The 12,327-nt window shown below is 37.4% G+C and carries 12 protein-coding genes and 1 pseudogene; 10 read left to right on the top strand and 3 right to left on the bottom strand.

The window, feature by feature from the left end; genetic code table 11:
- The first annotated feature begins 183 nt into the window (after window positions 1-183).
- Together GOP56_RS01415 and GOP56_RS01420 are read left to right on the top strand one after the other, a co-directional pair.
- A complete protein-coding gene (locus GOP56_RS01415; protein WP_101667949.1) occupies window positions 184-747 on the top strand; it encodes a YdcF family protein in 564 nt (187 codons plus the stop codon).
- A 220-nt stretch (window positions 748-967) separates the two neighbouring features.
- Window positions 968-1,405, top strand: coding sequence for a hypothetical protein (locus tag GOP56_RS01420; protein WP_163244292.1), 438 nt, complete (start codon window positions 968-970; stop codon window positions 1,403-1,405).
- 61 nt (window positions 1,406-1,466) lie between these two features.
- Here GOP56_RS01420 and GOP56_RS01425 read toward each other — a convergent pair whose 3' ends face one another.
- Window positions 1,467-1,931, bottom strand: coding sequence for a hypothetical protein (locus GOP56_RS01425; protein WP_163244293.1), 465 nt, complete (start codon window positions 1,929-1,931; stop codon window positions 1,467-1,469).
- A gap of 891 nt (window positions 1,932-2,822) precedes the next feature.
- Here GOP56_RS01425 and GOP56_RS01430 point away from each other — a divergent pair.
- A complete protein-coding gene (locus GOP56_RS01430; RefSeq protein ID WP_163244294.1) occupies window positions 2,823-3,059 on the top strand; it encodes a hypothetical protein in 237 nt (78 codons plus the stop codon).
- Window positions 3,060-4,044: 985 nt separating this feature from the next.
- Here the strand turns inward: GOP56_RS01430 and GOP56_RS01435 are convergent.
- Window positions 4,045-4,182, bottom strand: a complete 138-nt coding sequence (locus tag GOP56_RS01435; RefSeq protein ID WP_163244295.1) for a hypothetical protein — start codon at window positions 4,180-4,182, stop codon at window positions 4,045-4,047.
- Between the two features lie 606 nt (window positions 4,183-4,788).
- Between GOP56_RS01435 and GOP56_RS01440 the strand changes: the two genes are divergently transcribed.
- The 4 genes from GOP56_RS01440 (at window position 4,789) to GOP56_RS01455 (ending at window position 8,665) form a co-directional block, all read left to right on the top strand.
- On the top strand, window positions 4,789-5,139 hold the full coding sequence (locus GOP56_RS01440; RefSeq protein ID WP_163244296.1) for a winged helix-turn-helix domain-containing protein: 351 nt from the start codon (window positions 4,789-4,791) through the stop codon (window positions 5,137-5,139).
- A gap of 111 nt (window positions 5,140-5,250) precedes the next feature.
- Window positions 5,251-5,619 carry a lactococcin 972 family bacteriocin gene (locus tag GOP56_RS01445; RefSeq protein WP_254068541.1) on the top strand — a complete coding sequence of 123 codons (369 nt, stop codon included), beginning with the start codon at window positions 5,251-5,253 and terminating at the stop codon, window positions 5,617-5,619.
- 107 nt (window positions 5,620-5,726) lie between these two features.
- A complete protein-coding gene (locus tag GOP56_RS01450; protein WP_254068543.1) occupies window positions 5,727-8,018 on the top strand; it encodes a DUF1430 domain-containing protein in 2,292 nt (763 codons plus the stop codon).
- Between the two features lie 5 nt (window positions 8,019-8,023).
- Window positions 8,024-8,665 (top strand): ABC transporter ATP-binding protein, encoded by a 642-nt coding sequence (locus tag GOP56_RS01455; protein WP_163244297.1) that lies wholly within the window; start codon window positions 8,024-8,026, stop codon window positions 8,663-8,665.
- Window positions 8,666-9,319: 654 nt separating this feature from the next.
- Here GOP56_RS01455 and GOP56_RS01460 read toward each other — a convergent pair.
- Window positions 9,320-9,538: pseudogene (locus GOP56_RS01460) on the bottom strand (hypothetical protein); the annotation flags it as partial.
- Between the two features lie 447 nt (window positions 9,539-9,985).
- On the opposite strand from GOP56_RS01460, the gene loaP reads away from it, so the two are divergent.
- From loaP to GOP56_RS01475, 3 genes are all read left to right on the top strand, one after another.
- Complete coding sequence (loaP, locus tag GOP56_RS01465; protein WP_022585614.1) at window positions 9,986-10,576, top strand: antiterminator LoaP; 591 nt, start codon at window positions 9,986-9,988, stop codon at window positions 10,574-10,576.
- Window positions 10,577-10,775: 199 nt separating this feature from the next.
- Window positions 10,776-11,522 (top strand): 4'-phosphopantetheinyl transferase family protein, encoded by a 747-nt coding sequence (locus GOP56_RS01470; RefSeq protein ID WP_163244298.1) that lies wholly within the window; start codon window positions 10,776-10,778, stop codon window positions 11,520-11,522.
- Between the two features lie 133 nt (window positions 11,523-11,655).
- Window positions 11,656-12,324 (top strand): MBL fold metallo-hydrolase, encoded by a 669-nt coding sequence (locus tag GOP56_RS01475; RefSeq protein WP_163244299.1) that lies wholly within the window; start codon window positions 11,656-11,658, stop codon window positions 12,322-12,324.
- The last annotated feature ends 3 nt before the right edge of the window (window positions 12,325-12,327 follow it).

Raw genomic sequence — 12,327 nt, forward strand, 5'->3', positions numbered from 1 at the left:
TTCTAAATGAATGTCAGCCTTGTTACGTAATTAGTCGAAGGACATGTACTTTTATCCAACGATATATTGAAGATAATCTGGCCACGAAATGAAAAACCTCAAAGAACGGTAAGCCCACTCAAGGGCTACCGAATAATAAATAGAAAATCATATCTAAAACGGTAGATTAAAGGATTGATTGCTATGAAAGGAATAATTATAAAAATAATTTCCATTATGTTTGCTTGGTTTGTGATGCATGTTCTAATCACAAGCCTTGATGGTTTATTTGATGAAAAACAACAGGTGGATCTTGCTGTTATATTAGGTAATAAGGTTGAAAATGACGGAAGACCATCAGATAGATTAAGATATCGATTAAATAAAGCGGTAGATCTTTATAACCAAGGCTATTTTAAATACGTACTTGTTAGTGGAGGAGTTGGTAAAGAAGGTTTTGATGAAGCACAAATAATGAAACAATACTTGGTTCAAAAAAATATACCTAGTGATAAGATAATAACAGATAGCATGGGATTAAATACAATAATGACTGCTCAGAACACTAGGAAAATTTCAGAAGACATGGAAATCAAATCTGTTATGGTGATAACTCAGTTTTATCATATTAGTAGGACTAAGTTAGCCTTCTATAAGTTGGGATTCGAAGATGTTTATTCGGCTCATGCGGAATATTTTGAATTAAGGGATTTCTATTCGCTTTTCAGAGAGTTCTTTGCCTACTATAAGTATCTAATTTTTGAGTGATGATACTTTACCATTTTTGATATATCTCTTGCGTAAAGCTTGGAGGACTTTTTTATTGTTGTTCCAGAGGGAATATAGTCTTTGGATATTACAAAATGAAATCAAAACACTAATCTTTTAAAAAGGTTGTTTTTTCTAGCTGAATCTCTCCGTTATTAGTAATAGGTTAATTACCGCACGGGAAATTACTTGTTACTATATTTTTGGAGGAAGATAAATTATGGAACGAACAAAACTCAAACAATACTCAGATACGATTACTGTAAACGAAAGACAACTTGACGATCTTGCTGAAACCATGGAGGCTGTTCTGGAATATGGTGTAATCCAGATTGATGATAATAAACTGGCAACTAATATTTCTCTTGGATCTGCTATCACTGGCACTGTGTTCAATCTAATTCGACCGGATGCCATGGCGGTAGGTATTGTTAGTTTGGTTACATCTTTATCAACAAATTTGCGGGGAGATCTTGAAAATAATATCGAGCAAGCGGTTAGAGACTTGCATAGAACTCGTCGTTTCATGAGAGATAATCCGCAATACACAAAGCTTGAGATCGAATTCCCGTTAATGGACTATGACGACATTCGCCTCATTACCGGCAAGGGATTAGTTACTCGCGTGTACGGTAAGAGCGGCTGGACAGAGATGTAATTTAAAAAGGGAGTTGTTCGGAAGTTTAACCGAACAGCCCCTTTTTTATGTGGAAGATAGGTCATTTATTTCTAGCAGATTCGAAAACAGCGTGAATCTCTAGGTCTGGGTTATTTACAATATTATATATGTCGATCTCTTCCTTAGTATTCTGATAGAACTTTATATAGTTGGTGTCATTAAAATATATTGTGCCAATGTCCTGGTTATTTTCTTTCAGATCAATAACGTATTTAGGGGATTCATTTGCATTTTTCGAAACAGAATCAAAAGCATCAGATGCTCTCTTTATTTTTCGAAGTTCCATTTTAGAGAAATCATTTAGTACTTTTTGAATATCTTCGGTAGTTAGTTCTACGTATTCATTATCATTATCATTATTTTTTTTCATACTCAGATAAGTGATCTTTTCTTTATTGAACCAACCAAGTTCGTCAAATGACTTTACTTTTAGTCCTGGAAAATAAATAAGGTTACTGAGTGCAATTCCTATGAGAGAGAAAATAAGGATATAAATTTTTTTCAAGGCTTACATCTCCTTGATTTCAATATGTGAAACCCTCTTTTTGATTATTGCATTATGCATAACACAACTTGTCTTTTTCTGTGTCGTCAATTAAAGTGAACACTATATCTATTTTAACATATATATCCAATAAAATGATGGAAAGAAAAAAAGATAAAAGCAAAAAACGGTAGTCCGAAAGTGGATTTACCGTTTTTTCTACTGAAAAACCTATTTAGCAACGTTTAACCGTTGACTTATTGCCCTTTCCATTCCTGAATTTCTTTAACAGGTGATGGAGACAGTCGAGCGAGAAATGAACCAGCTACTAACAACGAGGTCGGGATGAGAACCATGATTCGCGCAGTACAATTTGACATACGCATGGCCGAGTTAGAAGTGACTAATCGCCTCAAGAAACAGGCCCAGGATGAATGAAATCGTCTGCCTGAAGGAGAGAGGTATCGGAAGAAAGGGCTCTTTGGCCTAAAGTTAAGCAAATTGATTTTTGGGAGATGTAACTTTTGTATAAGACTTTATAGGATTTTAGGCTGCGACTTTATATGCAAGAGCCTATCGAGAGATTGATATTGAAGCTATAAAACGTTTCATGGAACTGAAACAAGAAAATAGAATGCGCGTAGAGACTGTTGAATCGTCCTCAGGTTAGGTGTGTACGCATCCTGAGAATTTACTCTACATTCATATCTGAAAGAGTAATAAAAAAGAGATATGCTAAATGTTTCTAAAAGCATGTTGTATATTTAATCATAAGGGTTCCATTTTGGGAAGATCAGTGGGATGTAGCAATATCTAATATAAATACTAGGGTTTCTGTTGTATCACAAAAATGGTTTTGATGGTACTAGTGGTGGCAGGGACTTCATAAATTTATTAGGAGAGATGATTGTAGTGGATAAAAAATATAGTCCGGATTCAGAAGTGATTGAAATTCTCGACAGTGGTAAGACACTCCGTTGCGATACAATAAGTGGATATGTTTCACTTAAGCTACAAAGGGAAGGGAAGTATATAGGCACGTACAAAATAACGCTTGATGGAGAGAGTCCAACAGATTTTTATGGAGATACTGGGATTATAACGGGGACAATTCTTAAGGGGCTTAAAGACGGATGGTACATAGTCTAGATTGAATCTCGATCTGAATAATTATAATATGTATGGTTATATTATTATTGCCGAGTCTTCAAGTGAGCAATAAATGTTGGTTTTAAAATAAAAAATGGAAACCTTGACTAATATTTACAAAATAAGCTATACTAAAAGCAGGTAAGAGACAAGTGCATAGACCGAAAGGGTCTTGACAGTGTTGAGTGGCAAAAAACAAAAAAGTAGTTAATCCAAACACTTTGCAAGGGCGGTTGGGTTGGCTACTTTTTTGTCATCTTATCAGCAATTGTAATCATAAGATTTACTAATTGAAGGATAATACTGACAATATAGTAAATTGCTTGCTCTATATTCAACACCTCCTTACCTACGAGATGTTGAACCCCAACGCCCTATGCACTTGCCTACAAATATAATACCATATTTTTCAATATTTTGGGTTATTTTCATTTTTATTTTTTGAAAAAATAGACTTATCTTCTTTCTCAAAAATCTTCTGATGGAATCTATTCGCAGGATATCCAATTATGAGACATCGATGCCGGGTATTTATGCAGCGGGCGATATTTTACGCCATGAAGGAACTAGTGGGCAACTTGCTCTCTAACAATGGAGGCCGTCTTTTTGTTCATGAACTTGTGTTAATCGGATTCGAGTTCAAAATACTTTAGTAAATTATACAGCCAGTTGCCGAGATGTATCGGTGACTGGCTGCTTAATTTTGTTTGAAAGCAAACGGAGTAATATATTTTTGAACGGACAGTACAACGATGGCAGTCATTGTACTGGTTACCCCCTCAAGAGCGCTAGTGCATAATAGACAAGTTTAGATAGTTAGATTATAATGTCAAAATAGGTTAATAATGGAAAAATGTAATATATATAAAAAATCCGTTCATCACCACAAGCCATCTAGACATGTAAAAAAACGTAAATGTTCCTCTATCGTGGGTGGTATCTAGAACCACCACCGTTAGTAGAAAATCTACGTTGTCTTTTGGTTTTACCCTTTTCTCAATCTACCGTCACTTTTACTGGGTGGTAACTCTACAGCCAAATCCAGCCTCTCCTCTGTGTTTCTTCTATCCGGAAAGAAAGAACCAATCATACTTATCCCGGACGTCGCCTTCTTCGTCATCACTTAGCTCCCTCCTAAATCGATTACTGGGTTCGGTTCCCGTTTATCGACAGCGTTGTGACGATTTTCAAATTACCTGAGTTCTTGAATGGGAATGGATTCCCTATCGAGGAACGGCTACGTTTGCATTTCGCCAATGGTTGAGTTGTGTGTTACAAAGGGATTTGCTTAGCGTTCCAAACAACTCAGACTCAGTTACACCACATTAGAACGGTGGTATTACCAACTGGCTCCTCAGTTTTTTCAATGAGAACCGTCTATACTATTCGTACAGTGAAAGGAGGAAAAGGAAATTCCCTAAATAATGGATTACAGATCATCAAGCTTTCCCTCACTGACACAGTTAGATCCATTGCTAAACGACAATCTAGTAGTCTGAGCTGATTCATAATTTTTTCATTTTGGGTAACGAATGTTCTGATTGAAGGAACACAACAAGGAAAAAGTCATCTAGCGAGAGTCTATGGTTATCCCAGCCAAGGAACGAGTCAAGATTCGTATTCGGTTGGAGTGCAAAACAGCAATGTAAAACGTTGAAAACCTGTACTATAGGGGGATCAAGCACGTTTAATTGTGAAGAGCTAAAATATAATAAAGGAGCCCTAAACTATGAATCTGACTGTCGACAACATGAAAATATCTCTTGGAGAAGATTGTTATCTTGATTTAGAGCAAGAGGTCATCTTAAAAGATGGTATGGAACGCGCTCTTTCTCGAACGATGTTTAAAGTCTTGCGATTTTTAGCGGAAAAGATGGGGGAAGAAAGGACACCAACTGAATTAATCCGACGCGGTTGGGGAAAAAACAGCACTATTCGAAAGGATGCACTATACGTAGTGATAAAACGGATTCGTGACCGTCTTGAAGATGATCCTTCGAACCCACAATGTCTAGTTTCCAACTATGGGAAAGGATATGTTTTGTACCCAAGAAAAAAGAAGAAGGTCCTCTCGAAGTAAAACAATGACGAATTATATTCCAAAAACTGTCTAAAGTGAAAGTTTTTGGAATATAATTATGTGATAATATATTCATGCAAGTCAAAAATATAAAAATTAAAGGAGATGGCAATGATGTTGAAAAAAGGCATGGTAGGCGCGATTGCAGCACTGACTTTGGCAATGGGTTCTCAGGTGATGGCGGCAGAAGAAATTCAGACACATGGAAAGGTTGAACTGGTAAACTCTAATGTGACTCCATTCGCGATAAAAAATGTGGGTGGCGGTGAATGGGATTACGGCACAGGCACATCTGGTTCGCAAAAGCATTGCTGGTCCCATTACAATCACCCAAAAAACTTCCACTCTTCGACAGCTAAGGTAGGAACCAGTACTGATAAGGCTTATGCGGACGCAGGTAAGTGGTCACTTGCAGATGCATACGGACCAAAGGATAAAACCGGGTATGCATACTGGGACAACAAGGCATCTCGACCTTAATACTATAACGATTGACAAGCAACTACCATACGTTACTCAGAAGAGTAACGTATGGTATGTTTATGAGTAAGGTCGGAATTCTTTATCATATGAGGGGAGCGGGTGAATTGAAAAAAATATTATCTAGTTTGCTAGCCTTTATTTTCGCTGTGTCTTTTCTGTTGGTTTACAATCAAGCCTATCGAAATGAACTTGATCATATGGAAAAGGCAGGAGAGGGGATTTCAAGGCAGTTTGGGATTCCCAACTATGCGAATTTTTCTTCACCAGACGAGATGTATCCGATCTTACACGAAGCGGCCATCGAAAGCACGGTGAATATCTTCAGAACACACATCAATTACGGCGTAGATGACGAGGTTCAAATTCACAAATACGTGCTATTGACAAACAGTACCCGGTTATTTGATTCCTTTCGATTAGAAACGGGCAAGTTTCTGACCTCGGATGACACACAGCATAGAAATTTCTTTCTATCTACGTTAGATACTGGTAATCAGGATCAGGTAGGTATAATCAAGGGTTTTGGTAATAATTACTTATTTGAAATGAAACCACTTAAGGTTGCTTATGAACATCTTCCCGTAGCAGGCCAGTACTTTGTCGAGGCATCTGAAGAACGATACAATGAGTTTGTTGAGCGTGTCATCAGCAAAATAATTGCTAATGAATTGGTTGGCCAAGGAGCTCTGCTTACTCCTGAAGATTTCAAAGGTCAATCTTACAATTCTGGAGAAATGGAAATTGAGGAAGATTTCTTTACATATATTAAGTACTTAATTATTATCATCGTGATTATTATGCTCATCTACTACATTTTTAACGAGTCCAAGCGGATCGGCGTCATGAAAATGCACGGCTTGTCTAACTTGTATCTATGGTACCTAGTCGTAGGAAGATTAATTACTGTTATTTTTGTTCTTGCTGCAACGACCTCTGTACTTGCGGCCTTGCTAATTAAGGACACAACTGTTCAGTTCGTAGGAAATGTCATCATTTCTGAATTGATCAGTTATGTCATTGTCACTTTAATTTCACTCATCGCCTATATCTATATCTCTAAAATCAAGGTAGTCGATGCAATCAAAAACCGCAAAGAAACAAAGGGCATCTTTGCTATGAACACCCTGCTCAAGATTGGATGCTCCATATTTCTTATCCTGGTTATTCTTTCAATCTGGAATCAGTATAATGATTTGCACATCAAGCAGGAAAATTTGAAGAGTTGGGAGCGCAGCAAAGATTATGGTGTGTTCTATCCCGTAAAGGTTGGGAATGATTTAGAGGATTTACAGAAAGGTTCACCCAAAACGACTGTAGCTGAAGTCACAGGTCTTTACCCTCTACTCAATCGAATGGGAGCCGTATACATCGATGCAAGAGCATATGAGCAAAAATCGCTTGTTCTTAACAGTGAGTTTGACGGCATACGTTCTATCTCGGTAAATCTTAATTATCTGCATGAGTTTCCCGTGTATGATATTCAAAATAATTCTGTGAAAATTTTGGAAGATACAAGTGATTTCATTTTGCTTGTACCTGAAAAATACCGTGATAATGAAAAAGATATTTTGGATTACTTTAAGAAAATCAGAAAAAGTCGTCTTGAAGCGGATGAAAACCTGTTTAAAATAGAGGTTCCAGATCACGTAAGGAATCAACAGCTTACAATCAACTGGATTGCTAATGGCCAGAAAATTTTCAGCTTCAACCCTGATGTATTTCGCTTAGAAAACAATATGATTGTAGATCCGATCATCCAAGTGATCACTGAGAAAAACAGTCTTGTTGCCGATAAGGCAAACATGATGACCGGTGGTGGGGGCAGGGATCCGTTGAAGGTGAAGCTGATCAATAGAGACAGCCAGCAGACGTTAAAAGCGCTGGAACCTGAACTTAAAAGGCTGGAACTCGATGACAACTTGACAAACCTGATATCAGTTGACCAGTACGTTATAGAGCAGATATACGATCTGCAAAAGCAGAGGAATCAGCTTTTATTCATAAGCCTCGGATTGCTAGCTGGATTATTAGTTCTTGTTGTGCAGAATCTGAGTGTATTCTTCAGCAAATACCAACGAAGATTTATCGTTCGAAGATTATTTGGTGTTGGTTTTTTTAAAACGTACAAGGAGTATATATGGCTTTTAACAACGACATGGCTGATTCAAATCGGCATCTGTTTCCTTATTAACAACGGGCTGGCATCTAGGTTGTTGGAGAAGGCGGGGAGTGTATTTTCAGTCGCGTCATCCATCTACCAAGCAATCGGATCATCTGACATTAATGTGCTTGCAGTAGGGGGTGGGGTAATAGTTATTGAATTAGTAGCATCTGTTCTTGCACTCTTTGTTATCGAGCGTAAAAACAAAGTGAAAATCCTGAAAGGAGGGGTTTAAGCAGCATGAAAACGGTATGTGAGCTGGTGGATGTCAGCAAGCGCTATCAAGACCACTTGGTTCTTGAACATATAAATTTGAAGGTCTATGAGGGTGAAATGCTAGCCATTACTGGGAAAAGCGGATCAGGAAAGACAACAGTTCTAAATATCATGGGATTACTGGAAAATCCAAGTAGTGGCACTGTCAAACTGTTTGATAAGAATAGCCCTCGGATTGGTTCAGTTCAAGCAAACAGGCTTCTCAGGACAAAAATCGCTTATTTATTCCAAAATTACGCATTAATTGATGATGCAACAGTGGAATATAATCTTGAAATTCCGTTACTCTATTCAAGAAAATCAAAAAAGGAAAAGCAAAAGTTAAAAATGGATGCGCTGGAGAAGGTGGGGATGGATATACCGCTCAAGCAAAAAACATACGGCCTTTCAGGCGGAGAGCAGCAGAGGGTGGCGATTGCGAGAACCTTGTTAAAACCCTGCGACCTCATCCTTGCCGATGAACCTACTGGCTCATTGGATATTGACAACAGAAACGAAATTGTTAAGCTTCTAAAGGGACTCAATAATGAAGGCAAAACAATCATTATCGTTACGCATGATCAGTACGTTGCGGAAGCGTGTGACAGAATCATAAAACTGTTGTGAGGATTAGATCTGCGTGTTTAATTAAACTTCTTGTATGCTATCCCATAATGTCCTTCCTTAAAGTGATCTTTCCCTGTCAAATGGACAACTTTAAATAATCCCCATCTAGCCTGCCTGAGTTCGGTAATCTACCGAACTTATTTTTTTAAAATCTAGATACTTTGTTGATTATTTTGGCAACGACCATGCTGCCTAGCTACTTAGCTTGCGTTTCAGACTTCTTGAATGAGTTGCTGTTTAAATTCGATTGAATAGTGTTGTGTTATCGTTGTATAAAAAATCTCCCTCTGTGCTCTCGATATTAGCTTCATCGGATAAGAGGGAATGAGTCGAATCCAATTCCGGGGGTTAAGAAAAAGCGTATCGTTAAAAATATAATCTGGATTCATTACAGGACAAAAGACCAATGGAACTTAAACTGAATGATTCAAAGATGCAATTGGAAAAGAAAACAAAAATACTTGATTCGTTAGACAAAAAGTATCTACATGGGGAAATTGGAAGCTAATAACTCTAACAGACTTTCTAGTAAGGTACAGAAAGAAATAGTACAGATTAATTGAGATGTTAACAAAGAAAGGGAGCTTGGTAGGCTCAATTTCTTGTTGCTTCGTCTATACGGTGATGGATCGAGTAATTCAAGGAGAACTAACCGATAATCCGTGCCCGGAACGATGTTGTTTCCGTTTCTTGATCCTTCATGCGTTGCGCCATGATCGAGTAGAAAATTCCGCCACAGAGCACAAATAGTAACGTCGTGTTCCCAAAGACGATCGCAGCAATCCTCTCGTTCAGCCCGAACTTCTGGAAATACATTCCTATGACAGTCAACCCCCGTGCTGCATCAAGCTCAACAAGACACCCCTTTGATTTGCCTACAGGAGGATAAACCGGACACCGGCATGCAAAATATCCGGCTTGCAGCATATGCTCACGAGTCCGCTCCGCTAGGAGAAGATAGCCATGTTTCCCCCTGTTTCTCATACCATTTTAGCTTAGCTATCATCCACTTTCTATTCTGCAGTAAATTAGCTGAACATCGTTGTGTGATAAACGGATTACTATTCTTGTCTGTATTTAACAGTATAGTAGGTTTATTGAAATTTTTAATAATATTGAAATGGAATATTTTATATGTTAAAATGTTAAAGGGTGGTAAAAATAGGGAATGATTTAGTTCTCAACACGATTTTTTGATGGTCTTTCAAACCTCCATAGAGACAAAAGAATCGTTTTCTGCTAGAGGAGTAAACGATGTTTCCAAGCTGATAGCGTTTTTTCTATCTCGATTGGATGGAAAGGGAGGAGTACTTCGATAAAATGGGTTGGTATGTACTTTTTGTTCAAGCAGGACAAGAAGACTTAGTTCGGACAATGATTTATAAGTTTTTTGTCCGGGGGAGCATTCATGCAATTGTACCTAAAAGAAAAATAATAGAACGTAGACAAGGTGAAAATTACGAAATTTGCAAAACAATGTTTCCCGGTTATGTTTTTGTGAATACTAAGATGAATGTAAAAACTTATTATAAACTTAAGAAAATACCAAGGTATTATCGTCTTCTAAATAAGTATCAAAACACTAACGAACGAGATAAAAAATTATGTGGGCTTGATATGGGAAATGTTAAAGAAGATGATTTCGAATTATTTTCAAAGATTGAAGACGAAGAAATGGATCAAGTCCTGCAACTTATAGGGAAAGACGAAGTAATTGACTTTTCCTTCTTTTATGTAGAAGATGGACGGGTTACAGTGCATGATGGTCCATTAAAAGGGAATGAAGGAATTATAAAGAAGATTGATAAACGTAAAAAAAGAGCTCGAATCGTTCTACAGATTATGGGAAATGAAAAAATGATAGATATCGGCATTGAGATGTTGACGCCATCAGACAATGGTAATTGTTAATTAGTTAAGTGATTAAAAAAATCAGAGTCGAAACCAATCGTTGCTTCGGTACGTTGGTGTAGCTTTGAGGTCATATTGCAATAGTGTAGTGTATATTTTACATATAGATGACAGGGCGAAGCTGTACCTATATTTGGATGGTAGAAAATTTGTCTTTTCATAGTAAAGTATTTTGAAATCTTAAGGAGCTTCGATAAACGTGGAGAGCAGCTATGATAGATGGGCAGTTTCGATTACTGACAGCCAAGATGATGGTTATAGAGTGTATTTATCTTTATTTCCGACAACGGGCTTGAGTCAAGCCTCAAAGGAAGTTCATTATTTGCATCCAATCGAGCGCCGTTATTTTGATCTACTTAAGTTTGACAGGCGAATTCAGAGCTATTTGTCTGGAAGAATGGCTGCCAAACAGGCAATTTCTAAGTGTATACACGAGGAACGTCTAGAATCTATCTGTATTGATCAAGGAATATTTCAGCATCCCGTTGTGGTACATCCTTGCAAGGGAAATTACCAAGTCAGTATTACGCATTGTCACAAGCTTGCAGCATCAATAGCCCACACGGATTATATGCCAATGGGGATCGACTTAGAAAGCATAGATGAACGTCTAGACTCTATATTGGAATCACAGATGACAGATTCAGAGGTCTTGTTAGCCAATACTGTAAATTTCCATTATTCAGGGTTCTTGACTGTGGTGTGGACGGTAAAAGAGGCATTATCCAAAGTTTTGCGGACTGGGTTTACGGTTCCACTTCAACTGTTTGAACTAAAACGAATAGAACAGCAGAATGACTATTTCGTCAGTCGATTTGTTAATTTTCCCCAATATGAGGCGATCTCCCTTGTATTCAAGTATGAGGTTTGTTCTATTGTTTATCCAAAACAGATGAGATTAGATATTGAATCAATCAAACAATTATTAGTTAAAGCAGGTCTGTGATACATAAGATAAAAATACGGTAGACAATTTACGTTTATGGTGCTGATATTCAGCACCTCTTTTTTGTAAGGTGATAAGACTTTTTTAGAAACAAGTTTTTAGCTCTTGGCAACTTTAAAAGAGGTACAAAGATATGACTTATGATGTAATGGTATTGAGACTAGGGAGAAAAATAATTAATTATGTCTATATTATAGTAGATCGTCTAACCAAGCAAGCAGCAATTGTTGATCCAGCTTGGGATATGCCTGCATTTTGCAGTGTAATAGAGAAAAATAATTTGCAAATCGTGATGATTTTACTCACTCATTCTCATGAGGATCATGTGCAATTAGTAGAACCGTTAGTATCTAGATATAATTGTAAAGTTTACATATCAATACATGAGGCTCATTTTTATCAGTTTCAGTGCTCCAATATGCAAGTTTTAGATGATGGAAGTAGGATACTATTGGGGGGAACTGCAGTTACCTGTATTTTAACACCAGGTCATACCGCTGGGGGAATGTGTTATTCGTTATCACACAGTTTGTTTACAGGGGATACGATTTTCATAGAAGGCTGTGGGATATGTAGTACATATGGAGGGGATCCTTACCGTATGTTTGAGAGTATGCGTAGAATTAGAACGATGATCGAACCGAATGTATTGATCTATCCGGGGCATTCTTTCGGTATATTTCCTGGTGTGCCAATGAAATATGTAATAGATAATAACTTATATTTTCAAATTGACGACGTTGAAACTTTTGTGAGATTTCGAATGCGGCCTAATCAACCCAAAGATTATAAATATGTTTGATAC

This window comes from Brevibacillus sp. 7WMA2 (genome assembly GCF_010748895.1).
Classification (GTDB): Bacteria; Bacillota; Bacilli; order Brevibacillales; family Brevibacillaceae; genus Brevibacillus_B; species Brevibacillus_B halotolerans.